The sequence below is a fragment of the Lactobacillus hominis DSM 23910 = CRBIP 24.179 genome, from assembly GCF_000296835.1.
In the GTDB taxonomy this organism is placed as follows: domain Bacteria; phylum Bacillota; class Bacilli; order Lactobacillales; family Lactobacillaceae; genus Lactobacillus; species Lactobacillus hominis.
This window is the reverse complement of sequence record NZ_CAKE01000002.1, coordinates 305,288-331,053: the sequence shown is the minus strand read 5'-3', so window position 1 is coordinate 331,053 and position 25,766 is coordinate 305,288. Positions and strand designations below refer to the sequence as shown.

Here is a 25,766-nt window from a genome sequence, read left to right as displayed (position 1 = left end):
AAAATGAGATAGTGATTTTGAATTTGAATCGCTATCTCATTTTTATATATTTATAAAATTATTTATTAATTAGTCTTTAGCAACAAAGAAAAGAATTTCTTTAGCAGAAGCTAAGTTATCGCTGCTTGCTAGAATCTTTAGCTTAATTGCTTTGGCGACCACATCTCTTAAGCCGATAACTTTGTTTTTGCTATCATTTGGCCAGTTGTAGTTATCAGAATATTCACTAAAGTTCTCACCATCTTTAGAAATAGCAATTTGCGCTCTTAAGATGTGACCCTTGCGATCTCGTGATCTTGGAACATAAACCATGCGGCTTAATTTATAAGCTTGATCAAAGGTGAAAGTTAAAACCAATTCTTTATCTTTACTAAATTCTTCTTTAGTAAGCCATTCTGAAGCTAAAGTATGATCAACTAAATTTTGTACCGGCATTTGGGCGTCACTTTTAAGCGTGCTGGTTACGTGAATATTGTTAATGGCATAATCCATTTGATCAGGTTTGGTCTTAGTGCCAAAATATTCTGACCAATCAGAAACTTTGTTGCCAACTTTATTTCTAATTCTAAAGCGATAACGCGTATTTGGCGTTAAATCGTGGAAGGTAAAACCGTAGCCATCAATATTAGTATGGATTAACCCATTTACTTCAATGTCGGCTTTAATGTTATGGTTAGCTAAAGCTACTGGATTAGTCCAGTTTACGGTAATGCTTCTAGAAGTTAAACGATCAGTTAAAATAGATGCACTTCTTGGTGAACTAATTGCGGAATCGGTAATTGAGTGCTTGGCAATTTGATCGCAGTAGTGATAGTTTTCAACGATAATTTCATACTTATTAGAATGAATTTCAGCTTTAGGCAATTTAATTTGCAAAGCTGGTTGAAGTTGACCAGTAAATTTGCCAAATTGTTGGGCAGGCATGAAGTCTTGGTTGAAGAAAAATCCTGCGTCAGCTTGTTCAAATTCATTGCGACTGCCAAATTCTGGCAAGCTTGCTACTTGATCGTTAATTTTCAAGGTTAATCTGCCTGGATATTGGTCAGACATGATGTTTAAAACTGTCTTTTGTTCATTTTCTAAGCCATGATAATTGCCGTTAGTTGGATGAACCGTGACTGATAATTTACCGTCATCTAAACTGGAAGTTATCTTGGTAGTAGCAGACTTGCCGCTTTCGTATTCATTGCTCTTGCCGTCATCACTGTATAAAACAGCGCTAGTTTTTCCTTGAGGGAAAATATCAGCTTTACGCAAGCCTTTTTCAATGATACTGCCGCTTCTGACATAAACAGGCAGGTGCCAAAGCGGGTATTGAAGGCGGTCGTAAACGCGGCCACCAATTAATTTTTGACCGGTGAATAAATCAATCCAAATTGTGCGATGGTCAGGCAAGTAAAGATTATCTTTAACGGAATTACCTTTTTGATCTTCACGTCCGTTAGTAATTGGTGCAACTAGGAGGCTATCGCCTAGCATGAATTCATGGTGAACTTGTTCAGTGTAGTTAACTTTTTCATGGGGAAAGGCTAAAAATAATGGTCGAATAATTGGTTCGCCTTTTTGAGCTCTTTGGGCTAGGCTATAAAGATATGGTGTCAGCTGGTGTCTCAGTTCAAGATAAGCGCGGTTAATGCGGCTGATTTTTGAGTTAAAGGCAAATGGAGTCTTTTGGCCTGCGCCAAAGCCATCAATTGAATATAGTAATGGTGTAAATGTCTTCCATTCAAAGTCACGTACGCTAAATTGGGCATTGCCACCACTTTCAAGTCCATCAACGCTAGAGCCAAAGTTGGCTTGACCGGATAAGGATAAACCTAAAAAGCTGGCTATTTGAGTGCCAATTTCGTCCCATTCACCGCCGACATTGCTAGTAGCAGTTGCGCTTAAAGTTTGAATTGCACTCCAGCCGTTAGCTGCGGTAGTCCAAGGACGCAGAGCTTTGTTTTTGCTTACTAAAGGATCGCTATCTGCAGCGATGTTTTTAATAATTTTGGCATTGCCGCTATTAGCAGGCAGAGTCTTATTAACTAAGAAATTAGCTGGTGCATTTTCAGGTAATTGTCCATAAAAACCAAGCTTGATGTTTTGTTCATCAGCAAAACTTGCCAAATTTTCTACTGAAGTAGGAGCTAATTGAGCGTCGCTGTTAAAGTTAGGTACCATCCAACTGAGTGGAAAATGATTCTTGTGGAAACGTTCGATCATTGCTCGTGCTGAGAATTGATATTTTTCTTCACCATTAAATGAAGATTTAGCGTAGACGTTTTCAGGATCATGAGTGATTTCATAGCTGTTGCCATCTTCAAACTTGATAGCTCTTGAATGCTGAGGATCAGCTTCTTTCCAAGAAGTATTGACAAAGTTTGCCATGTAGCCTAGACCTAAAGTATATTTTGGTAAAAATAGCGGCTGGCCAGTTAATTTGTAGTATTGGCTAATGATTGCGCTTGGAGAATCGCCAATTAAGTAGAAGTTGTCGAAAATCGGGCTTTCATGGCTGATGATAGTTTGACTTGGATCTTTACTACCAAAGTCGTAATTACCATTTTGCCAAGTGTTGCGCAATTCGCCAAAGCCAGCATTAGACCAAAAGAAACTAATTGGGCATGCAACTGCTCCTTGACCAGTTAAGTTGGTATTTTTAATTTCGATTTCTTGACCTTTATGGCTGAAGCGACCGTTTTGCTGGCCTCCACCATAGTAGAATTCGTTTTTATTTTGTACTAAAATTTCGCTACTGTGGCTAGCTCCTAATTCTAATGGGGCCTTTTGCATCATACGGTAGCGATGTAAGTTGTCATCAAAAATACTAAAAATTGCGGGATGGCGCTGCAGGCGAATTGAGTATTGACCGCTTTTAACTGTGAAAGTTTCGTCAGTAACTAAAAGTCGAGATTGCTCAAAAGTATCTAAGCTGAAGTTAGAAAGTGGAATGGTTAATTCGGGATTCAATGGTTCAAATAATCTGCTTGGATCCACAATCAAACGAAAGATACCATCAGCTACGATAAATAAACGTGCCCTTTCGCCACTCGCAAACTCTAATTCATAAAAGCGCGTGCCTTTAGCAACCTTGATTAAACGATTTAAATGATGTGTTTGTTGAGCATTTGTATTTTCTGTCATAATAATTCTCTATTTAATAAAACAATTTAAAAACTAGTTAATCTATTTTAACTTATTTTCTTCATTATAACGAAAAAAGAGGCCTCTTGTCTGTTTGTATTTGACAATAGATGGATTTCCACCATTTTATTTTGAATAAAATGATAGCGAAGAGCTCATAATGTAGTAAATTCATGAGATAATTATCATACAAAGCGCCTTGAAGTTATAAAAATATGACAATGAAGGAGATAAATCTGTATGGTTAAAATAAAAAATATTATTTCAGACGAAAAAAGAAGCAAATTTACCAATTAAAAAATGCAGTTATTACTCCAACTATTAATGATAAAGGCGTATTAGTCTTTTCGTGTGATGTTCCAGATGATGTTCCAGATGATGTAAAAGAATGGATTGAAAAAGGATAATTGGTTTGAGGTATAGTGGATAATAAAAAAGCAGAGAACATTTGGTTCTTTGCTTTTCTGAGTAGTATTTCAAAATTCGGAGCGGGATGTTTTATTTTTATAAAGATACTTATTAATTAAGTTGTAAATAAAAAATAGTCCGAAGCAATAGAGGGGCTATAAATATTAAACAATATTGAAAAAATGAATTAGCTCTTTGGCAGATTATGGCTAAAAAAATCATGGAAGATATATAGATTATTAATACTAAAGTTTCAACTAAGAATAAAGAGTAAGAAAGTGAGAAAAGTGATAGATGGACTGTTAAAATTAAATATAAAAAAACGTGGAATTGATGAAAATATGTCCGAAGTCTATTATGCCAATTGAGCTGACGTATGCCAATTTCATTTTTTAAGTGAAGAATATCAGATTTGAAAAATGTAAATCCACTAATATCATAAATTACGATTAACCACGATAATAATAAAGTTTTATAGCTATTACAATTCCAAGAAAAATTTGTTTTTATTAAAGAAATAGGAGATAATCTCCAGTTAAAACGAACATTAAAAATTAGAACAATAATTATTATTGAAAAAAGTGTAAAACTTTTCTTTTTATTCATGCACTAACAGTCCTTTTTCAAGCCTGTAGGTTGCATCGTATTTAAGATCTGGCAGAAGGTCATGACTAGCAATAATAATACTTTTATTTTGATTTCTTAGTTTATTAAGTAAATCAACAAACTGTTCAATGCTTTCTGGATCGAGACCTCGTGTAGGTTCGTCTAGGAGAATCAAATTTTGATCTTCCATAATTGCTTGAATAATACCTATTTTTTGTCTCATTCCGATAGAATATTTGGATACAGGCGAATTATCGTTAGGATTTAAATAGAAACTTTCCATCAAATTAGAAACAGTAGATAAATCAAAAGCATTGTTTAAATTTGCGAGAAATTTCAAATTAGTTAAGGCTGATTCATATTCAATAAAGCCAGGATTCTCAATTAGAGCTCCGATTTTTACATTAGAGTCTAAAGTGATGGTGCCAGATGTTGGCTTTATTAAGTGGGTAATTATTTTAAAAAGAGTTGATTTTCCAGAACCATTGCGGCCGGCAATATGTACAATCTGTCCTGGATAAATTTGAAATGAAATATTGTTTAATACCTGATTCTTTTTGAAATTTTTAGAGATATTTTTAACTTGTAACATAAGAACTCCTATCCATAAATATGATGTTTAGCACGCCATAGAGGATCAAAAAATTGACTATAAAGCGGTAATAATATTCTTTTTTCGATGCTAAAGTGGTATGTAGTAATAATTAAAATTACTAAGAATAATAAAAAGTATGGATTACTTGATTCATAAACTTTAATTAACAGCAAGCTTAAAATTAAAACGATGAAAATATGTATTAAGACTATAAATATACCGTCATTAATTTTGCCTAAGATAAAAAAAGGTTTATTTAAAAACATAAAGGGTAAAAGTAAAGAAGTATATAGCAATAGCCAATTTAGAATTATTAAGGCTATTAATTTTGTGAGTATTTTATGATTCTGGTTACGAATGATAGCGTAATTTCTAATAGGATTTAGCCATACTATTTCTGCAGTTGTTAAAATAAAGAAAAAAGGTTCTATATACAGAGATATCAGATTACTATCAAAGTAAAGATTAATAAAATCTGGAGTATGGGCATGTCGAATCAAAGAAAAGCCGCCCAATAGTCCTATTAGAATGATTAGAATTGAAATAAAAAGGATTCTATTTCGTGTTCTCATGCATAGCCGCCTTGCTTTCTTTTAGACCAACTAGTAATTAATAAAAGGGCAATCGAAATGTATAAAGCAATTCCTATAAAGTATGCAAAAATAAAGTTAATAGGAGGCGCCATGCTGTTAAAAGTCATTTGACCGGGTGCAATTATAGTTGGCAAAAACCAGATAAAGGATATTATTCTCCAAATAGAATTTTGCATATTTCCTACTAAGGGACTGATAATAAGAATTAAAGCGACTAAAACTCCCGTCAGCAGACAAATTATATTTTTGGGTATAAATAAAGAAATTGAAAATACTAAAATTGAAAAGATGCCCCAACCTATAGAAGATAAAAGGATAGAAGAAGCTAATTCCAATCCAGTATTTAAAGAAAAGTATTGTATTCCCATATCGGCTAAGTGTGGATCTACATAAAATACAATAGGTGCACAAAAGATGGTAATTAAGGCAAGTTGCAAAAGATAGGTTAATAACATAATTATTGCGCCACCGATAAAGGAAAAAAGTATGCCTGTTATAAGGAAGTTGCGATAACCAGTTCGTTGTTGGATAGCAATAAAACTGTTATTATTCTTTAAATAGATGAATAGACCGCTATTCAACAGTGGAATTAGTATAAATTGAATTATTTGAAGAATAATATTATTGTAAGCGCCACCTATTTGTAGGCTTAAAAATGTAGTTAGACCAGTACTAGGTCCTTTTTTTAGTTGGTTAACTTGTTGGATAGAAATAAGGGTAAAAATAGTTATTATTATAAAATAGATAACAAGAAGCGCTAAAATTATTTTTTTGGTGTTCTTGAACATAATTAAATCCTTTCCCAATTAAGTTGGATAAAGAAAAAAGAGGAGTGACCCTCTTTTTCTTTATTTATAGTCTGAACTGAAGTGTAATTTTACATAACTAGAATGAGGTTCATATGTTTGTGAACGTACATCAGCATAGTAATAATAATTTCTCTTACCAGTATTATTACCTGCATGAGTTGTTGTATCTTTAACTAAGCCTACATAATTAGAACGACCTGCAGCATTTCCGTTGATTAAACGAACGTTATATCCAAATGAATTAGGTAATACATCGCCGTTAAATGAGGCAGAGTTGGAGTTACTTTGTTTTACGTTAGCACTACCATATGAGCTCCAACGTCCACGCTCTGAAACTGATTCAGATGATACGGTCCAATAAGCCGCTGATGCCACTCCAGTTCCACCTAAGCCTAAAAGTGCACTTCCAATAATGGCACCTCTTTTTAAAAATTTAAACATTTATATTCCTCCTTAAATGAATTATGAAAATAATTATAGGGAAGAAATTCAGTGTATTTAAAAACGTTGCAAATATAAAAACAAAATCGCAAATAAGGTGGTTTTATCGGCTTCCTTTATAAGCTTGTTTCATTTTTGCAACGCATTGATAAATATTGGACAATTAATGATTTAATTTAGTTTGGATTTCGACAAATAAAGAATAGAAATCAGAGTAGTATTCTTCTAATCCTAAAATTTTAGTAGCTTCGATCATATTATATATACTTTCTTCACCAGTTTGGTTAATTTGGTATCTGAAAAGGGCTTCTAAAAATTTCTTTCTGAAACGAATAGATACTAAACTAGAAGAGATCGAAAGATTTTTAATCCTTTTATATAATTTTTTAACAAAAGGAGACTGGTCTTTCAGAAGTATAGCGAAGGAATTTAAAATAGTTGTCCAAGCTACTAATGTGAGCTCTAGTCCACTATCTTTTATTTCCTCTAGATCATTAATGATAAGATTAGTTAAACCAAATACTAATCGGTCTGATAACAATGGGATAGTATTTCCAAAAATACCTAGGTAGTAATGACTCCAATATGTGACTGAAGAAAGATAAGCTGCTAATTTATTTATATAAAGTTGGGGTAATAATTTAGTTTTTGTAAGTTCGAAGTAAAAACTCGAAGCAATTCCAGCTATAAAAAGATTATGAGGATTAGCTTTTTGCTTATATTGTTGGAAAAAATCATTGAAAAGAAGTTTTAACGTTATTATATCTTTTTTGAAATAAGCTTCATTCATTTTAACTATTTCAAGTGAGTATGACTGTATATGGGCATAATTAATAAATTCATATGGAGAAACATGGATTTGCTGAAGAAGTTTTACGATGATATTAAAATTAGGAGTAATTTCGTCATTTTCCCAACGTGATAGAGTTGAAGGCGATACTACATCGGTCGCGACTTGTCTAATAGACAAATTTCTTTTTTGCCGTAATTCTTTAAAATATTTACCATACATAGAAAGGCCTCCGAATAAGTATGAAAAGAAAATTTAAAAATAAAATTATAACGCTATTGATTGGTGGATTGATCCCAATATTAATCCCCACTGCGCAACAACTTGCTTGTTTATCAAAATGGGGATAGAACAATAGCTAGATGACTATCAATATAATGAATCATAACAAAAAGCGAAGTTCATTTGAACCTCGCTTTTTCTACACTTTAATATACAGCGCCTTCGTAGAAGCTAAACTTAGGTTGGTTGAAGTTAAAGTCCTTCAAATCGCTCATCTTAATTACGCTGTCAGCAACGCCCCAACTCATTAAGTTGATTGGCTGACCAAATTGTTCATCAGGAACAACCAATAAAACAAACTTACCTTGTGACATTGCGTAACCTAATTCCATCCCTAAACCAACGTCTTCTTCTTTAGGAACGTATACGCCGAGCATAATATCGCTTGTTTTAATGCCAATTAAATCGCCACTGTAAGTAGCTTGAGCCCATTCTTTGTCGTGCAAATATTCAGGATGTTCGTCAACGCGGATGCCTTTGTATTGGTTTTGAAGAGGAACATAGCTGTTTTCAAGATCAATAGTTGGATTTTGCTCTAAAGCTTTCATAGCATCTTTGTAAGCTTTGTTTTGAGTTTCAGTAAACCAGCCAGCACCAAAATAAACGGTTTTTTGTTTAGTCATAATCAAGGTCCTTTCATAAAAAATGATTACTTGTCTAACTTTAACAAAAAATGCTAAAACGTTACAGTAGCATCGGTGTTTTTGAAACCGGTTTTAAGATATAATTGATTTATGAATTCAACGACTAGGAAGGAATCGACGCGTATGTCAATTGATAAGAAAAAACTTTTTAATAAAAAAGCCGTATTTGTAACTGATAAAACAGATCGTAATGAAATCTTTAGGGACGTTTACCAAGAATTGCTTGATCTAGGCTATGTTAAAGGCGATTTTATTCAAAATATTATTGAACGTGAAGATAAATATCCTACTGGTATTTCAACTCGTCCTTTATCTCATGATTTACCCAATGTCGCTATTCCTCATACAGAAGGTAAGTTTGTAAACAAGCAAATGATTGTGCCCATTGCGTTAAAGCAACCTGTTAAATTTAATAACATGGTCAATCCGACTGAAACATTGGAAGTAAAATTCTTATTTATGATCTTGAATGACAATCCTGATCTGCACTCCAATATTTTAGCCAATATTATGGACTTTTTAGCTCAAACTGATGTTGAAGATTTAAATGATTTATTTAATGAAACTGATCCTGAGCAAATTTATGATTTTTTAGAAACTAATTTTTAATTGAGTGTAAAAAAACTAGCCTTTTGGGCTAGTTTTTTGTCTTAAATTTCTGGATAATCAGGAGTAGTGAAGGAAACTTCAGTGTAGTCAACTTTTTTGTAGTTAACCCTGTAAAGAAGTACTTCCGCATTTTTAGAAGAAACAATTTTCTTTTCTTGTTTAACAACGTAGGCATCATCGCTCAAGTTTAATGCGTTAGCAACTTCTTTTGGTGCATTTACTACGCTATCTTTTTCTTTAAATGGTTCATCTAAAAGATAGATGTTGGAGTCTTCGCGAATGCGTACATAAATATTTTGAAAGTTTGCTTGCAGGTCTTTGAGTTTACGATAATTAATAAATTTAGGTGCAAAGTAGGCTTGGTAATACAAAAATGGCTCATTGTTAACGCTGCGCACTTGAGTTAAGTGATAGTGGAATGTATTTTTGTTGATTCCAAGTTCACGGTTAATGTCCGCATCGTCTTCTTTTTCTAAGCTGAGAACTTTAATGCTTTCCTTATTTGCGCTTTCTTTGTTAGGGAAACGATTTAATTCTTGATAGCGAACTAAGCGTTGGTGAGGAGAGTGGGAAACGAAAGTACCTTTACCTTGATAACGAACAAGATAACCTGCTTTTACTAGATCTTTAACTGAACGAATAACAGTAATTGAAGAAACATTGAATTTGTCTTTTAATTCTTTTTCACTGTAAAATTTATCAGCGTATTGAAATTGTCCAGATAAAATTTCTTCTTTTAATTCATTTTCAATTTGTAAATATTTCGGTTCAACCATTTTTAACTCCCCTTATCCTTCAAGATATATTCTTCTTAAATCCATAATGTCACCAACTGATAAATGCATGCTATTACGCAAGTATTCGTTGATACCACCATATTCTTCATTAAGCACTTTAACTGCATGATCAAGATATTCTGGATAAACAGATTGAATATCTTTGATAGATTGTAAAACTCTGGCGCTAGCTCCGTCACTTGCAGCTTCTTTAAGCATGTTGTCTACAAAATCTTTTGTTGTAACGTTAGTTAAGACGTAATCGTATTTAATAGTTGAAAAAGGTACGCCAAGTGCTGATAAAACTAATAATGCACCATATCCTGTACGATCTTTTCCAGCTGTGCAGTGAAAAAGCAATGCTTCATGTTCATTACTGTTAGTTAAAAGTAAATCAAAAAATTTGCGATATGCTTTTTGAGCTGTTTCGCCTTTAATCATGTCTTCATAAGCAAAGTACATATGCTTAAAGCCATAGGTTGGATCTTTTTCCGCATTTTCTTCTAAAGCAAAGATGCCCTTAGATGCATTGGTTAAGTCATCGCTAAAAACTGGATCGAATTCATAAATAGCACCATCTGGCACACGATCAGGATGCTCTTGTTTTTCTTTAGCCGTTCTAAAGTCAACGTCATATTTAACGCCATAATTGTGCAGTAAGTCTAGATCTTGTCTTGAAAGATCTGCTAAGTTACCAGTTCGTAATAGTTTATTGTACTTTATTTTTTGACCACTAATTGTTTCATAGCCACCTAGTTCGCGGAAATTTCGGCCAGAGGTGACACCAATCAGTTTAGTCTTATAATTTTCGCTCATAAATGTAGTTCCTTATCTATATACTTGCAGCCGCTGTACAGCTGAGTGCATGGAGTAGTAGTTAATATAGTAATAAAATAGCATTTAGATTTTAACACTAATTACGTGCGTGTGCTAGATCATTTAGTTTTCTAAATACTAATTTTGCATAGAATTATGGTAAAATAATTATGTTAGAAATTCGCCGGAAAGCTGGAGATGATACAAATGATGGAAGATTACAATAATATTTTGGTACCTGTCGATGGATCAGAAACTGCCGAAAGAGCTTTTGATAAGGCTGTTCAAATTGCAATTGATAATAATGCCCATTTAGATGTTTTAAATGTCATTGATACTCGTCAATTTATGGGAGAAATGCAAGATACGCTTATTTCAGGTGATACTATTTATCAAATGACTCAAGATTCAGAAGAGTATTTAAAGAGCCTTAAGAAATGGGCTCAAGAAAAGATGGACTTTTCTGATGTTAGTTATCATATTCGCTATGGCTCGCCTAAGAGAATTATTGCTGTTGATTTCATTAATGACCACCACAATGATTTAATCGTGATGGGAGCTACTGGAATGAACGCAGTTGAAAGAATGTTAATGGGTAGTGTCACTGAATACGTTAACCAACATGCTTTGTCTGATGTTTTGATCGTTAAGACAGATTTAGAAAACAAAGAAGTTCCTAAGAAAAAGAAAAGAAGATTTTAGTTAAATCCGAACATTTTCAGGCTGGCCTAAATAATCAAAAGATCGGCTTTTTTGTTTGTAATTGGACCGCTCCAATTAGTACTTTTTAGAAAAAAATGGTTTTTTTGGCAAAATATATGTTCAACTCCGAATATTTCTGGTATTATACTTAAGAACAAACGCCAGTTGATATTGAAAGGAGTCATAGATGTTTTTGTTACACTTAAGTAAATCTTGTCGTATTACATCCGTGGCTCGTTTAAAGGCTGTTTCTGACATAGAAGCAGTCTTAGTTCGCGTTTTTGTTTTAATTTCATCGTGGTTTTTAAAGGCTTAATTAGTCGTCGCCTTTTTGACGTCTGATTAAGCTTTTTTTGTACCATGAAGTATGTGTATGTTGTGTTGTTATCGTTGTTTTACTTTTTGATGTCGTAGGAGGACACAAGATGAAAAAGTTCAAAAAAGTGCTGTTTGGCCTTTTTACAATCTTGCTTGCAGTAGCAGCTACTGCCTGCTCAAATAAAAAATCAAACTCAAGTGCGGGTTATACCCCAAAAGAATTAAACGTGCAATTTGTACCAAGTCAAGCTGCCGACAAGCTTGAAGGGCGCGCAAAACCATTAGAAAAAATGCTTTCTAAAAAGCTGGGTATCCCTGTTAAAGTTACAATGTCAACTGACTACAACACAGTTGTCGAAGCTATGAAGTCAAAGAAAGTTGATGTTGGCTTTTTGCCACCAGATGGATATGTCTTAGCTCATAAGCAAGGTGCTGCTGATGTGTTGCTGCAAGCTCAGCGTTACGGCGTCAAGCAACCAAACGGTGAGGCTACTAAGGATTTAGTGGATTCATATCGCGCTGAAATCGTTGTTAAAAAAGGTTCTAAGATTAAGAACTGGAAAGATTTAAAAGGTAAGAGCATTTCAGTTCAAAACCCAACTTCTTCAGCCGGTTACGTTTTCCCAATTGCGGAATTAAAGCAAAAAGGCTTAGATGTGCCAAAGAGCTGTAAGTTAGTTACTGTTACTGGACATGACCAAGCTATCTTGAACGTCTTAAATGGTGATACTGATGCAGCCTTTGTCTTTGAAGATGCACGTAACATTGTGAAGAAAGATCAACCTAACATTATGAAGAAGGTTGTGCCAATTTACTTCACTAAGCCAATTCCAAACGATACTGTTTCTGTAAGAAGCGATATGTCAAAAGCATTCCAAAAGAAACTTGCTAAGGCATTTATTGAAGTAGGCGAATCTAAGAAGGGTAAGAAGTTGATTGAATCAATTTACAGCCATGAAGGTTACGTTCGTTCAAATGACAGTAAATTTGCTATTGTACGTAAGTACGATAAGATTATTGAATCTACCAAAAAATAAAAAATGAATAAATATTAAACGTGTGCTAAATAATCTAGATAATTGAGTATTAATGGAGATAAAAATGAAATATATAAAAAAGGTTTTCGTTGCTGCCTTTTTGTTCCTAATTGCAATTGCTAGTGTGGCTTGCTCAAATAAGAGTGCCAAAGATAAATCAGGCTATACACCGAAGTCTTTGTCAATTCAGTTTGTACCAAGTCAAAATGCTCAGACACTTGAAACTCGCGCAAAACCATTAGAAAAAATGCTTTCTAAACGTTTAGGTATTCCGGTAAAAGTTACAACTTCGACTAGTTTTAATGCTCCAATTGAAGCATTGTCTTCTAAAAAAATTGATGTAGCCTTTCTGCCACCTGATGGCTATGTTTTAGCTCACAAACGCGGCGTAGCTGATGTATTATTGCAAGCTGAGCGTTACGGCGTAAAACAGCCAAATGGTGAGGCTACTAAGAACTTAGTTAAGTCTTATCGTGCAGAAATTTTAGTTAAAAAGGGCTCTAAGATTAAGAGCTGGAAAGACTTAAAAGGTAAGAGCATTTCGATTCAAGACCCCACTTCTTCTTCTGGTTACTTATTCCCGGTAGCTGAATTAAAGCAAAAGGGTTTAGATGTAACTAAAGATAGTAAGCTTGTAACAGTTACTGGACATGATCAAGCTGTCTTGAATGTTTTAAATGGTGATACTGATGCAGCTTTTGTATTTGAAGATGCACGTAATGCCGTTAAAAAGGATAAGCCAAATATCATGAGTAAGGTTGTGCCAATTTACTTTACTCACGAAATTCCAAACGACACTATTTCTGTAAGAAGCGATATGTCAAAGGCCTTTCGTAAGAAGTTAGCCAAAGCATTTATTGATATTGCTCATACTAAAAACGGACGTAAAGTTATCGAACAAGTTTATACCCATGAAGGTTACGCCTATGCAAAAGATAGCGACTTTAACGTAATTCGTCGCTACCAAAAGATTGTAGGTCAAAATAGTAAATAAAAGTTAGGAGTATTATTAATGGCAAATCAGCCAATGATCCAATTAAAGGACGTTACCAAGGTCTATGACAATGGTACTGTAGGTTTAAAAGATATTAATTTAGAAATCGATAAGGGCGAATTCGTTGTAGTTGTTGGTTTATCTGGTGCTGGAAAATCAACTTTGCTTCGTTCAATTAATCGCTTGCAAGATATTTCTGAAGGAGATATTTTGATTGATGGCAAGTCTATTACTAAGGCAAAAGGTAAGGACTTACGCTTGATTCGCCGCGATATTGGAATGATTTTCCAAAGCTTTAACTTGGTTAAGCGCTCTAGCGTATTGCGTAACGTTTTAACTGGTAGAGTTGCTTATTATCCAACTTGGAAGACAACTTTCAATTTGTTTTCTAAAGAAGATAAGCAGAAAGCTTATGAAGCTTTGCAAAGGGTTGACTTGGCAGACAAGGTTTATACGCGTGCTGATCAATTATCTGGTGGTCAGCAGCAACGTGTGGCTATTGCCCGCGTTTTAACTCAAAATCCTAAGATTATTTTGGCTGATGAACCAACTGCTTCGCTTGACCCGCAAACTTCACGCCGTGTAATGCATGACTTGAAGATGCTTAATGAAGAATATGGCATGACCGTTCTTGCTAACTTGCACAGCGTGGAATTGGCCCGTGAATTCGGTGATCGCGTTATTGGTGTTCGCGCAGGTCAAATTGTTTACGACGGCAAGATGAGCGAAACTCCACAATCAGTCTTTGATGATATTTATGGTGGTAAAAAAGATGTAGAGATGGGGGCTGAAAATGAGTAATTCACAAACTCCCAATCATGAATTGCCTAAGAAAAAGTTAAAGGTAATGAATATCGTTTGGGTGTTAGTGTTAGTTATTGGCTTTTTCTTATCTGTAAATACAACTAATGCCCATATTAGCGTTTTGCTTGCTCCGCAAAACTTTAGCCAATTTGCCGACATCTTTGTGCAAATGTGTCACCCAGATTGGTCTTATGCATCAACTGCAATTCCTTTAGTTATTGAAACTATCAAGATGGCAGTTTTAGGAACTGTAATTGGTTCAATTGTGGCATTTATTTATTCTTTATTAATTGCTCGCAACATCATTAAAAATAAAGCTGTTACTGGTGTGCTTCGTTTTATCATGAACATCATCAGAACTTTGCCTGACCTTCTTTTGGGTGCAATCTTTGTGGCTATTGTTGGTATTGGTCCGGTAGCTGGTGTGTTTGCCTTATCAGTCTTTACTTTTGGTGTAGTTGTAAAACTATTTTATGAAGCAATTGAAACGATTGATCCAGGTCCAATTGAGGCTCTAACTGCAGTAGGTGCAAACAAATTCCAAATTATTTGTTTTGCCGTATTGCCACAAATTATCACTTACTTCATTTCTTATGTTTTATATGCATTTGAAATAAATGTCAGAGCATCAACAGTTCTTGGTTATATCGGTGCTGGTGGTATTGGTCTTTACTTACAACAAACTTTGCAGGTCTTTGCTTACGACAAGACTGGAACCATCATTATCGTAATTATTATTGTGGTTGTCTTAATTGACTACATTTCATCTAAATCACGGGAGGCGTTAATGAAATAATGGATAATACTATGAAACAATTACCTGCTAAACCCGTCGATTTAAAAAAACGTATCTATCACTGGGCAATTGCAATCGTTACTGTCGCTGTGATTGTTTGGTCATGTACCGGAATTAACTTTGGCGGAATTAAAGATAGTGCAGCTCAAATTACTGGCGCTATTTTCGCCGGAATTTTTCACCCAGATTGGTCTTATGTTTATAACGGTACAGGCGAAGACTTGATCTCTCAATTATGGGAAACTATCTGTATTGCCTTCTTAGGTACATTTATTTCAGCTATTATTTCTTTACCATTTGCCTTTTGGGCAGCTCATACTAAACATAAGAAATGGTATGTTTCGAGAACTGGAAAATTGGTTTTGGCAATTATCCGTTCATTCCCAGAAATTGTTTTAGCATTGATGTTTATTAAAGCAGTCGGCCCTGGATCGGCAGCCGGTGTGTTTGCCTTAGGTTTTCACTCTGTTGGGATGCTGGCTAAGCTGTTTTCTGAAGCAATTGAAAACTTGGAAACTGGTGCAAACGAAGCTGTTGCTTCTGCTGGTGGTTCTAAGTGGAACATTATCACTTTTGCGACAATGCCAAACTTAATGCCAGAATTGATTTCTAATACCTTATATCGTTTTGATGTTTCAATTCGTTCCGCATCAATTCTTGGTTTGGTTGGTGCCGGAGGTATCGGTTACCCATTGATTATTGCCTTGCAGTATCGTCAATGGAATCGTGTTGGTATTATCTTATTAGGTATTATCATCATGGTGGTTATTATCGATTGGATTTCTGGCTGGATCAGAAAGAAATTAGTTTAATTAAAAAAATAAAACGAACAGTGATTTTTCCTGAAAGAAATTTTACTGTTCGTTTTTTTGTATTGTAATTAGTATTTTATCTAAGTAAATTTGCCAAATTGCGAAGTTACTGGCATCTTTACTCAATTTTTTAGACATTTGATGGCCGCGTCGATACATTAAAGTAGCAACAATAATTAAGATAATGCCTAAAATGATGTATAAAAATCGTGGGATTTGCGGATTGGTAATTCCCATTAAAAATAAGACAGGAACGATAATAAATATGCCACTAAAGAATGTTCCAAAATAAATCACATAAGGAGCTGCAGCAATTGATTTGGATTTTTTATCGTATTTATAGAATCTAAAAGTTCTATATAATTCAAAAAATCCAGCTCCCATAGCAATCAGACAACTAATAGTTAGAGGCCAATCTTGCATTTTAATCACGCTTTCTGATATTTACATTATTTATTTAATTATGAAGAAAGTTATCTCATTTGTAGCAATTATATTATCCCGTTTTTGGAAAAATAAAATCATTTTATTAGAATGAATATTTATCAAAAAAGTCAGCTTCTGAAAGCTGATCTTTTCTTTTTCAAAAGAAAGTTTTAATATCCTATTAAATAGAGCCCAAAATCGCAATAAATACAACTTTTTTGCTATAATGGAACATGTATTTCGAGGAGGAAATTATGGAAAACTTAACAACCATGACTCTGGCCGATGATTTGGCTTTATCACAAGATCAAATTATTAGTGGTCAACAAGACCTAGATACTGAAAAAATTCATAAGGAAATTGATAGCTTGGGTGTTTTAGATAAGCCAATTAAGGACTATTTCTCAATGACTCAAGATGAATACTACAACAGTGAATCTGATGGTAAGTTAACTTTGCTTCATTTAAATGAGCCAATGAGCGCACTTCATGATCGTATTTTGACTAATCATGTGGATGGCTACGTTGATAAAGATGAAATTAATTTAACTTACAACCACGAAGATCCATTTGAAGATGACAATTATGATCGTACAACAGATGTGCACGTTTTGCTTTACAGTTTAAAGGTAATTGGTGCAGTTCGTGCGATTGATGCGAGTGATTTGAAAAAGGTTTTATCTAAAGATGCTGTTGTATCTTTAGGCTTAGCTGCAAACGCTTTGGCAAATAATTAATTCTTAGGGGCCAGACGAGCAATTGGTCCCTTTTGTATTGAAATAGAAGTGATTCTAACCATGAATATAATTAAGAAGACTCAAGGGGTATTAGATCAGCTTTCAGGGATGAGTAAAAAATGGCGTCAAAAAAGGCGCGATATACCTTTTGATGAGATGCAGCAATACATGACTGTTGGCGAGTATCAAGTGGGATCTGCGCAAGATACTCCTAATGGTGAAGATTATGACTTAATTGTTTATAAAGATGATGAGGGAACTCTTCATCAAGCTTTGCGTCCAGTAGATGCTTCAGATTTAGCTCCTGAATATGTGAGAAAATTTGATAAACGTTTGGATCGATATCAAGCCTTTGTTAACAAAAAGACAGGTCGACGCTATATTGTTGAAAGGCAATTAGATGATTTTGTCGATTATGTAAATAGACATATACGTAAAGGCAATAATTCCGTTAATATCGGAGTCTTAACCGATACCCACTACAAAGAAAGCGACAGTATCGATTTTTATGGTCATAATGGACTCACTCATGTTAAAGAATTTAATTATTTAGAAGATAAGAATATCCTCGATCTTAAAGCTCACTTGGGCGATTGGATGGATCTGATCCAGGATTAGTTGATGAACAAGAATTAATTTCTTTAAGAAAAGCCTTCAGGTCAAATAAGACTAATTTTGCGATTATCAAGGGCAATCATGATGAAAATGATAAATTCGACGAGCACCATGATTTAAAAGCCTCGTTTCCTGAAAACGAATTTGAAGATATCATGTGGCCAACCATGTATTTTCAAAAAGGAATCCATTACATTTCTCGTAAACATGGCGTAGCTTACTTTGACAAAGATAATATCCGCGTGATTACGGTTAATACATCTGACGTACCTTATATTTTGGATAAACAAGGTAAAAAGAAGTACGACACTAAGATCACGCTGGCAATTCGCGAAGATCAGATGCAAGAAATTATCGAAATTTTGGAGCAATCTAGCGATAAGAAAATTATCTTTATGAGTCACGCTAATCCAATTAACCGTAAAGGCGGTAACGCCCTGAAGTATAATGGACGTTCGCTGCATGAATTATTAGTGGCCTTTAACCAACGAGAAAAAGGCTACTTGAATTCGCGCGATGTTCCAGCGGAATTTTCATTAGCCAATAGTTTTGACTTTACTAAGATTCAAAACGCCAAAGTGGTCGCATACTTTTGCGGACACCGTCATACTGAAGATCAATATCGCATTAACGGTATTCAGTATGTACTATTTAATTGCTCGGCTTTAATGGGACCAAATCATGCTTTGACTACTCAATACAATAAACGTTGGAACCGTAAATATGACCATCCTAATGAATCAGCTGGTTATATTGTAAATATTGATCCTAATCGTCATTTGATGCAGGTATTTGGCTATGGTGCAAGTTCACGCCGACGCTTATATCGTATCTAGTAATTAAAAATAAAAATTAAGGAGAAAGCTTTTTATGTGTGGAATCTGTGCAATTGTAGATCCGAAATTAAAGGATAAAGATCATGCAATTCAATCAATGATGGATACTATTAAACACCGTGGACCTTCTTCAGATGGAAAATTTGTTAATGATGAAGTAGCGCTCGGATTTAGAAGATTATCAATCATTGACTTAAGAGGCGGCGCTCAACCAATTTGGAATGAAGATCACAGCCGCGCAATTATTTTTAATGGTGAAATTTATAATTTTAAGCCATTAAGAAAGGAATTAATTGAAAAAGGTCATACTTTTTCTACGAAGGCCGATACTGAAGTTTTGCTTCATGGATATGAAGAGTGGGGCATGGATGGCTTATTAAAGCGTGTCCGTGGAATGTTTGGTTTTGCAATTTGGGATGATAATAACAAGACCTTATACGGAGCACGCGATTTCTTTGGAATTAAGCCATTATATTATTCAGACCACGATGGTCAATTAATTTTAGGCTCAGAATTAAAGAGTTTCTTAGCTGTTCCTGGATTTAAAAAAGAGCTTAACACTCGTGCTGTTAAGCCATACCTCATGAACCAATACAACGACTTAAAAGAAACATTCTTTAAGGGCGTTTATCGCTTCCCAGCAGGACACTGGTTCGAATATAAAGATGGCAAGATGAATATCCACAAGTACTGGGATGCAGAATACATTGAAAATAGCCTTAGCTTTGAAGAAACTTTGGATAAGATCAACGAAGATCTTAAAGAAACTGTTGACTTGTACCGTAATGCGGACGTGCCAGTTGGGGCCTTCTTATCTGAAGGAATCGATTCATCTTACTTAACTAGTTTGCTTCAACCAGAAGATGTTTTCTCAGTAAGTTTTGACGATTCAACTTATAACGAAGCATCAAAAGCAAAAGCCTTATCTGATTTAAATGGTTGGAAATTCTTTGCTGATAAGGTTGATGCCGATGAAGCAATGCGTGATTTTCCAGAAATGCAATACCATATGGACGAACCTGATGCCAATCCATCAATTATTCCATTATGGTACTTATGTAAGTTAGCTCGTAAGCACGTTACGGTTGCACTTTCTGGTGAAGGTGCCGACGAATTGTTTGCCGGATACGTTAACTACGGCATGCATACGCACAACAACGTTATTAAGGTCTTTACTGCAGGACTTAAGAAGCTTCCTAAAGGCGCTCGCGTGAAATTAGCCCACGGCATTAAGAAGATGCCAAACTTTCCAGGTAAAGTTCACATGTACACTAACTTAGCTAAGCCAAGCGAATTTTACGTAGGTCAATCAGTTATTTACGACATGGATTATCCAACAATCTTTTCTTCAAAAGATGCTAACGGTATTTTGAAAGAAAAATATCAAAACGACTTAACTGTTAACGGCAACTACCAAGAAGATTTCAAGAAAGTTGAAAACTTAGATAGCGTTAAGCAAATGCAATACATCGACTTGCACCACTTCATGCTTAACGATATTGAACAAAAAGCTGACAAGATTTCAATGGCTCACTCATTAGAGTTGCGTGTTCCATATCTTGATAAGAAGATTGCTGAACTTGCAAATTCAATTCCTACTAAGTACTTAGTCAACCGTCATGATACCAAGTATGCTTTACGTAAAGCATCTGAAAAAGTCTTGCCTAAAGAATGGGCTCAAAGACCTAAGTTAGGTTTCCCAACTCCGATTAAGCAATGGCTTAAAGAACCACGTTTTTACAAGCAAGTACGTGAAGTCTTTAGTGAAGACTTTGTAAATGAAATTTTTGACCAAGAAAAAATCCTCAAGTTGCTAGATGACAACTACAAAGGTGATGGTAGCGCAAGACGTCAAATTTGGGCTATTTACACATTTTTAGTTTGGTATAAACTTTTCTTTGTGGATTATGACAATACCGTCAAAAAGTACCAACATGTTCAACCTGAAGTTGCCAGTTTGATTGCATCTGGTAAGTTAGTTTAAAAGATAAGATAGACAGAAAGAAGTTATTGTTTTGCAAAAATTTACGCCAATTCTTTTAGGTAGTGATATTAACGTATATGGGATGGCTCGTTCATTTAACGAAGCTTACGGAATCAAGGTTAAGGCTTGGGCTGCTAGTCATTTAGCTGCTACGCGTTATTCTAAGATCGTCGATGTTGAAGTTCATGAGGGATTTGCGGAAGATCCTGGTTTTATGAACGTTATGAAACAAAAGATCCAAGAATACAAAAACCACGAAGAACCAGTTATCTTGATTGCTTGTGGGGATGGATATGCAGAGCTTCTTGCTAAGCACAAGGAAGAATTACAAGAGGCATTTATTGTACCTTATATTCAATACGATTTACTTGAAAAGTTGATTTCAAAAGAAGGTTTTTATGAAATCGCTGAAAAGTACGGCTTGCCATATCCTAAGACTAAGATCATCACTATGGCTGACTACAAGGCAGAAAACTATTTAACTATCCCATTTGATTATCCAGTTGAATTAAAGCCTGAAGATCCTGTTTCTTGGCTTGATTGCCAATTCGAAGGTCGTAAAAAAGCTTTCACTATTCATGATGAAGCTGAATTGGCTGATATCGTGGGTAAGATTTATACTCACGGCTATAAAGAAGACTTGATTTTGCAAGACTTTATCCCTGGCGATGACTCTAACATGCGTGTACTTAACGCTTATGTGGATAAAAACCATAAAGTTAAGATGATGTGCTTGGGACACCCATTACTTGAAGATCCAACTCCACAATCAATCGGAAACTATATGGCAATTTTGCCAGCATTTAGTCAAAAGTTGTACGATACAGTGCAAGCATTCCTTGAAAAGTTAAATTATACAGGTATGGCTAACTTTGACATCAAATATGATGCTCGTGATGGTGAATACAAGTTCTTTGAAATTAACTTACGTCAAGGTCGTTCAAGTTTCTACGTAACTTTAAATGGTTATAATTTAGCTAAATGGTACATTGATGACTACGTAGAAGATAGTTTAAAAGATAAGCCAACTGTTTACGGTAATAAAGATGGTAAAGACTATGTCTTATGGCTTGGTGTTCCAGTGAAGGTCTTTAAGAAATATGCCTATGATAATGGTGCCAAGCGTTTAGCTGAACGCTTGATTAAAGAAGGTCGCTACGGCACAACTGTCTTTTACAAGAAAGACGAAAGCTTCAAACGCTGGTTGCTTATGCATTATATGTTCCACAACTACATTGGCCGCTACAAGAAGTACTACCAAGTAAATAAAGGACAATACTTCGAAAAGGCTGCCCAAAGTATTAAAAAGCAAGCTGAAGGAATTGGCGAAGAGCAAAATCACGAAAACGAACTTTAATTAAATAACCCCACTAAGCTAAAGAGCTTGGTGGGGCTTTTTTTATTAACATAATAAATAATATAGTATATATTGCTTAGCCAAGAATAGAAAACATTGTTGCACTTTCAATAACATGTGTTATTATTAATTGGTAAAGAATGATAAATCAAAAAATGCTATTTAGAAGAGATGGATGAGCAATGAAACAAGATCAACAACCTCGTTTTTCAATTAGAAAATTAACAATTGGTGCTGTTAGTGTGATGTTTGGTTTGGTGATGTTGGGTGCCAACAATCAAGTTCACGCAGCTACTACTGACGAAGGTAGTCAAACTCAGGCAAACACTGAAGATAGTCAAACTCAGGCAAAAACTGACGAGAGTACTACTGATTCTGAAAAAATTTTAGATACTAAGCCTGCTAAAAAGAGTGTAACTTTACGTGTAGCTAGTCAAGCTCCTAGCTCAGACAACACAACTGTAACTAGTCAAGCTGCTACTAAGTCAATTCCTCCTCAAGCAGGTGAAGATTACACTGCTCAAAGTAAAGCTGAATCACCAGCATTGCTTTTTCCATCTGATAAAAAGCAAGATAATTCAAAGCCGACTTTTGTCGATAAAAATGGTGTAGTAACTAATATTGAATTTAATGCCAAAAATAAGGAAGGTCAAATTACTACCATTGGCTTGAATGACGACACTAAAGATAGCAAATTAATTTATAATACATCTACTGCTAGTGACGCCAATTTTAAAATTACTATCACTAACCCAACTGATAAAACTCAAGACATTACAGGTTTTGGCGATTACGCTTATCAATTTCCAGCATGGGATGGAACTAATGCTAACATCGTTGTAGATGCTAGTCGAACTAAGACAGATGCTGCAGGCAATATTGTCTTTGATGGAAATTATAGTGAGCAAGGCTTAAGCTTGACCAATTTTGGTATGGCAGCAGTCGTTGGTTCATCAGGCTATAGTAAATCTGCAGCTGATGCTGCTAAAGATCCAAGTAAGATTGCAGGCTTTACTGTTGTTGGTAAGCTGCAAGCAGGTAAGAGTGCGACAATCGTCGTTCCGTTTACTGTTAAAGATGTTAATAGGAATTACCCAGTTACTACTTCAAGTCCTATTGGTATTTTCTATAAGACTGGGTTTAACATTGCAGATACTGCATTTGAAACTAACTTGAGTGATCAGGTTGGTAAAGATTACTTCTTAGTAGATATGACTGGTGTTAACGCTAATACTAGAGAATTACACTCAGTACCTCAAAGCGTCATTGATGCATTAGTGAAGGATAATAAATATCCAACTTATGAAGATGGTGATGCGTCAGTTAATAACTTCTCATTTAATTACTATAAGCCTGGAAAAGATGATTTCTTAACTAAAGAAGCTCAAGTTAACCTTAATGGAGCTATGAAACGCTTGGATTCTACTTTAAGAAGCTTCGGTTATAAACTATTAAACTTTGGTTCTGCTACCGATGTTCAAAATGGCTACTTCTATAGATCAGAGTATAAGTTTTACGATGCTCAAGGTAAGCCAATTCAATTAGGAACTGGCAATATTTCAAGTTTATTTCTTCCGGTTGAACGAGTAATTTATCAAAAAGCCGATGCGCCAACTTTGCTTGAAGCTCAAGGACCGGACGACAATGATCAAACTTATATCCAAACTGTAAAGAATATGTTTACTGATGATGCAAGTGTTGATACTTCACAAATTGATATTCATAAAGCAGGTGTATATCCAGTTAAGGTTTCAAAAGATAATACTAGTCGCGTCTTTAACGTGGTTGTCTTTAATACTGTAACGCCACATGCATATAAGAGTAGTGATGCAAATCATGTTGATTTAATGCCAGACAGCATTATTAATGATGACAGTAAAAATCTTTTAAAAGATAATGGTTATACCGTTTCATGGGTCAAAGCACCAAGTTATGATGCTGCAACCAATGAAGTCCCAGTTGAGATCGTTATTACTGATGCTGATGGTCGTACATTTAATGTAAAGGACCACATTAGTGTATTGCAAAAGATTACTGTTAACTTTAAAGATGGTGATCAAACTGTTGCAATTTTCCCACTTTACAGTTATGCAAATAACTCCAATACTTTTGGTGACCAAGTAAGTTGGGCTGATAGTAGTGCTAAGGCAAAATGGAATGATACTTTGAATAACTTGAAAGAAAAGTATGTCATTGATTCTGATAGTGTCAAAAATGCCTTAAATACAGTCTTTGAATCTCAAAAAGACGATCAAACTGTAGATGTTAAATTATTAACCGATACTACAGAAAGTAAGATTTACACTAGAACTATTGAATACGTTGGAACTGATAAAAACGATTCAACCAAAAACATTCCTGTAAATGGAGCACCAGATGGTAAGAGTAGATATGTTCAAACAGTTACATTTACGCGTCATATTATTAAAGATGGCGATAAAGTTGTAAAGACTACTGATTGGACATCAGATCAACCGGCATTTGCTGATGTAGTTTCTAAAGCACCAAAAGATCTTGGCTATGATTTGGTTGATAAGGCTACTGTCGCAGGGATGAGCGTTGATTCTAAGTCTGATGAGACTGATTTAGGTACCATAATAGTTACTTATTCTATGAAGAAAACAGCAACTGGTGATCCAACTACTCAACCAAGTAAGCCAATTTTGCCAATTGACCACGAAGCTACTAGTTACACTAGAACAATTAGATATGTAGATGAAAACAACAAGTTGTTACAAGATCCAGTTGTTCAAGTCGTTACACAAACTAGACCATTCGTTGTGGATAAAAATGGTAATAAGCACTATGGATCTTGGTCTGACAATAAATATGAAGCAGTAAAGAATCCGGTAGTTGATGGCTACTTTACTAATGAAAAAGACGTCGATGCTGAAAATGCAGTAAAAGATGAAACCATCACCATCCACTACACTAAAAAGCAAAGTCAAACCGACGATCCAACCACTAATACTAAGCCAGCTTTAGAGCAAAGAAGTAAGACTTACACTAGAACTATCAACTATGTAGATGAAAATGGTGCAGCCCTTCAAACTCCATTTAAGCAAGAAGTCACTATAACTAAGTGGGTATCAGTAGATCCAGAAACCAAAAAAGAAACAGACGTCACTAATTGGACAAAGGCAGACTTTGAAGCAGTAAAGAATCCAGTAATTGATGGCTACTTTACTAATGAAAAAGATGTCAGCGCTGAAAATGCAACTAAGGATGAAACTATCACCATTCACTACACTAAAAAGCAAAGTCAAACTGACGATCCAATCATTCAGCCAGATAATCCAGTTTACCCATTACCACAACCAGAACCACAACCTGATGTTCCAAACGATAATGGTGATAACAATAATTCTGACAATAATGATGTGCCAGCACCTCATGGTGAAGATCAACCAACTAATCCAAATACTGATAATACTTCTAATGATGAAGAAACAGTTAAGCCTCACGCAAGTGAAACGCCAGCTATTTCAGAAAAGGTTGTTGCCACTAATGATGTAAATAATGGAAAGACCAATTTTGCACATTCGAGTGCTCAAAATACAACTAAAAAGCACGATGATACGGTTAGACCACTTCCACAAACTGGTGCTAAACAAAATTCTGCTTCAATCATGGGCTTAGTAGTTGCATCAATTGCAGGTTTATTTGGAATTGCTGCAGATCGTAAAAAGAAAAACTAAATAATTCTTCCTTATCAAAGATAAAATAGTGGATTCGAGATTGCGAACCCACTATTTTTTTGTCTATTGAATCCTATACAAAATTTGAAAAATATTTTTAAAAGTGTGTATTACTATCCCAGTAGGCTTTTTGCACCTACAAAATGTATTGT

The 25,766-nt window shown here is 34.9% G+C and carries 21 protein-coding genes and 1 pseudogene; 12 read left to right on the top strand and 10 right to left on the bottom strand.

Annotated features, from left to right (window positions below; genetic code table 11):
• Positions 1 to 69 precede the first annotated feature (69 nt).
• From BN55_RS02675 to BN55_RS02645, 7 genes are all read right to left on the bottom strand, one after another.
• Positions 70 to 3,129 carry a DUF5110 domain-containing protein gene (locus BN55_RS02675; RefSeq protein WP_008470162.1) on the bottom strand — a complete coding sequence of 1,020 codons (3,060 nt, stop codon included), beginning with the start codon at positions 3,127 to 3,129 and terminating at the stop codon, positions 70 to 72.
• A gap of 1,006 nt (positions 3,130 to 4,135) precedes the next feature.
• Positions 4,136 to 4,735: an ATP-binding cassette domain-containing protein gene (locus BN55_RS02670; protein ID WP_008470161.1), complete on the bottom strand. Its 600-nt coding sequence runs from the start codon at positions 4,733 to 4,735 to the stop codon at positions 4,136 to 4,138.
• 8 nt (positions 4,736 to 4,743) lie between these two features.
• Positions 4,744 to 5,310, bottom strand: a complete 567-nt coding sequence (locus tag BN55_RS02665; RefSeq protein ID WP_008470159.1) for a hypothetical protein — start codon at positions 5,308 to 5,310, stop codon at positions 4,744 to 4,746.
• Positions 5,307 to 6,119, bottom strand: coding sequence for a hypothetical protein (locus BN55_RS02660; protein ID WP_008470156.1), 813 nt, complete (start codon positions 6,117 to 6,119; stop codon positions 5,307 to 5,309). Before BN55_RS02660 ends, BN55_RS02665 begins: the two co-directional genes overlap by 4 nt.
• 60 nt (positions 6,120 to 6,179) lie before the next feature.
• Positions 6,180 to 6,581, bottom strand: coding sequence for a hypothetical protein (locus tag BN55_RS02655; protein ID WP_008470155.1), 402 nt, complete (start codon positions 6,579 to 6,581; stop codon positions 6,180 to 6,182).
• Positions 6,582 to 6,744: 163 nt separating this feature from the next.
• Positions 6,745 to 7,593, bottom strand: a complete 849-nt coding sequence (locus BN55_RS02650) for an Rgg/GadR/MutR family transcriptional regulator (RefSeq protein WP_008470154.1) — start codon at positions 7,591 to 7,593, stop codon at positions 6,745 to 6,747.
• A 206-nt stretch (positions 7,594 to 7,799) separates the two neighbouring features.
• Positions 7,800 to 8,276 (bottom strand): nucleoside 2-deoxyribosyltransferase, encoded by a 477-nt coding sequence (locus BN55_RS02645; RefSeq protein ID WP_008470153.1) that lies wholly within the window; start codon positions 8,274 to 8,276, stop codon positions 7,800 to 7,802.
• A gap of 144 nt (positions 8,277 to 8,420) precedes the next feature.
• On the opposite strand from BN55_RS02645, the gene BN55_RS02640 reads away from it, so the two are divergent.
• A complete protein-coding gene (locus BN55_RS02640) occupies positions 8,421 to 8,906 on the top strand; it encodes a PTS sugar transporter subunit IIA (RefSeq protein WP_008470152.1) in 486 nt (161 codons plus the stop codon).
• 41 nt (positions 8,907 to 8,947) lie between these two features.
• On the opposite strand, the gene BN55_RS02635 is transcribed toward BN55_RS02640, so the two are convergent.
• Positions 8,948 to 9,682: a GntR family transcriptional regulator gene (locus BN55_RS02635; protein ID WP_008470150.1), complete on the bottom strand. Its 735-nt coding sequence runs from the start codon at positions 9,680 to 9,682 to the stop codon at positions 8,948 to 8,950.
• Between the two features lie 12 nt (positions 9,683 to 9,694).
• The gene (locus tag BN55_RS02630; RefSeq protein ID WP_008470149.1) at positions 9,695 to 10,498 is read right to left on the bottom strand and encodes a tyrosine-protein phosphatase; all 804 of its coding nucleotides are present in this window, start codon (positions 10,496 to 10,498) and stop codon (positions 9,695 to 9,697) included.
• Positions 10,499 to 10,705: 207 nt separating this feature from the next.
• Here BN55_RS02630 and BN55_RS02625 point away from each other — a divergent pair, with 207 nt between their 5' ends.
• From BN55_RS02625 to phnE (BN55_RS02600), 6 genes are all read left to right on the top strand, one after another.
• Complete coding sequence (locus tag BN55_RS02625; RefSeq protein ID WP_008470148.1) at positions 10,706 to 11,200, top strand: universal stress protein; 495 nt, start codon at positions 10,706 to 10,708, stop codon at positions 11,198 to 11,200.
• A gap of 425 nt (positions 11,201 to 11,625) precedes the next feature.
• Positions 11,626 to 12,555: a phosphate/phosphite/phosphonate ABC transporter substrate-binding protein gene (locus BN55_RS02620; RefSeq protein ID WP_008470146.1), complete on the top strand. Its 930-nt coding sequence runs from the start codon at positions 11,626 to 11,628 to the stop codon at positions 12,553 to 12,555.
• A 64-nt stretch (positions 12,556 to 12,619) separates the two neighbouring features.
• Positions 12,620 to 13,549: a phosphate/phosphite/phosphonate ABC transporter substrate-binding protein gene (locus BN55_RS02615; RefSeq protein ID WP_008470145.1), complete on the top strand. Its 930-nt coding sequence runs from the start codon at positions 12,620 to 12,622 to the stop codon at positions 13,547 to 13,549.
• Positions 13,550 to 13,567: 18 nt separating this feature from the next.
• Entirely contained in the window at positions 13,568 to 14,350 is a 783-nt protein-coding gene (phnC, locus tag BN55_RS02610) for a phosphonate ABC transporter ATP-binding protein (protein ID WP_008470143.1), read from the top strand.
• A complete protein-coding gene (gene phnE / locus BN55_RS02605) occupies positions 14,343 to 15,149 on the top strand; it encodes a phosphonate ABC transporter, permease protein PhnE (protein ID WP_008470142.1) in 807 nt (268 codons plus the stop codon). The genes phnC and phnE (BN55_RS02605) overlap by 8 nt, the downstream gene beginning before the upstream one ends.
• Positions 15,149 to 15,961, top strand: coding sequence for a phosphonate ABC transporter, permease protein PhnE (phnE, locus tag BN55_RS02600; protein ID WP_008470141.1), 813 nt, complete (start codon positions 15,149 to 15,151; stop codon positions 15,959 to 15,961). Before phnE (BN55_RS02605) ends, phnE (BN55_RS02600) begins: the two co-directional genes overlap by 1 nt.
• Positions 15,962 to 16,003: 42 nt before the next feature.
• Here phnE (BN55_RS02600) and BN55_RS02595 read toward each other — a convergent pair whose 3' ends face one another.
• Positions 16,004 to 16,384, bottom strand: a complete 381-nt coding sequence (locus BN55_RS02595; RefSeq protein ID WP_008470140.1) for a hypothetical protein — start codon at positions 16,382 to 16,384, stop codon at positions 16,004 to 16,006.
• A gap of 257 nt (positions 16,385 to 16,641) precedes the next feature.
• Here BN55_RS02595 and BN55_RS02590 point away from each other — a divergent pair, with 257 nt between their 5' ends.
• The 5 genes and pseudogenes from BN55_RS02590 (at position 16,642) to BN55_RS09515 (ending at position 25,614) form a co-directional block, all read left to right on the top strand.
• A complete protein-coding gene (locus BN55_RS02590; RefSeq protein WP_008470139.1) occupies positions 16,642 to 17,124 on the top strand; it encodes a hypothetical protein in 483 nt (160 codons plus the stop codon).
• Between the two features lie 60 nt (positions 17,125 to 17,184).
• A pseudogene (locus tag BN55_RS02585) lies at positions 17,185 to 18,575 on the top strand (metallophosphoesterase family protein).
• Between the two features lie 34 nt (positions 18,576 to 18,609).
• On the top strand, positions 18,610 to 20,559 hold the full coding sequence (gene asnB, locus BN55_RS02580) for an asparagine synthase (glutamine-hydrolyzing) (protein WP_008470133.1): 1,950 nt from the start codon (positions 18,610 to 18,612) through the stop codon (positions 20,557 to 20,559).
• A 25-nt stretch (positions 20,560 to 20,584) separates the two neighbouring features.
• The gene (locus BN55_RS02575; RefSeq protein ID WP_040469144.1) at positions 20,585 to 21,916 is read left to right on the top strand and encodes a carboxylate--amine ligase; all 1,332 of its coding nucleotides are present in this window, start codon (positions 20,585 to 20,587) and stop codon (positions 21,914 to 21,916) included.
• Between the two features lie 182 nt (positions 21,917 to 22,098).
• Complete coding sequence (locus tag BN55_RS09515) at positions 22,099 to 25,614, top strand: mucin-binding protein (RefSeq protein WP_008470130.1); 3,516 nt, start codon at positions 22,099 to 22,101, stop codon at positions 25,612 to 25,614.
• Positions 25,615 to 25,766: the final 152 nt, after the last annotated feature.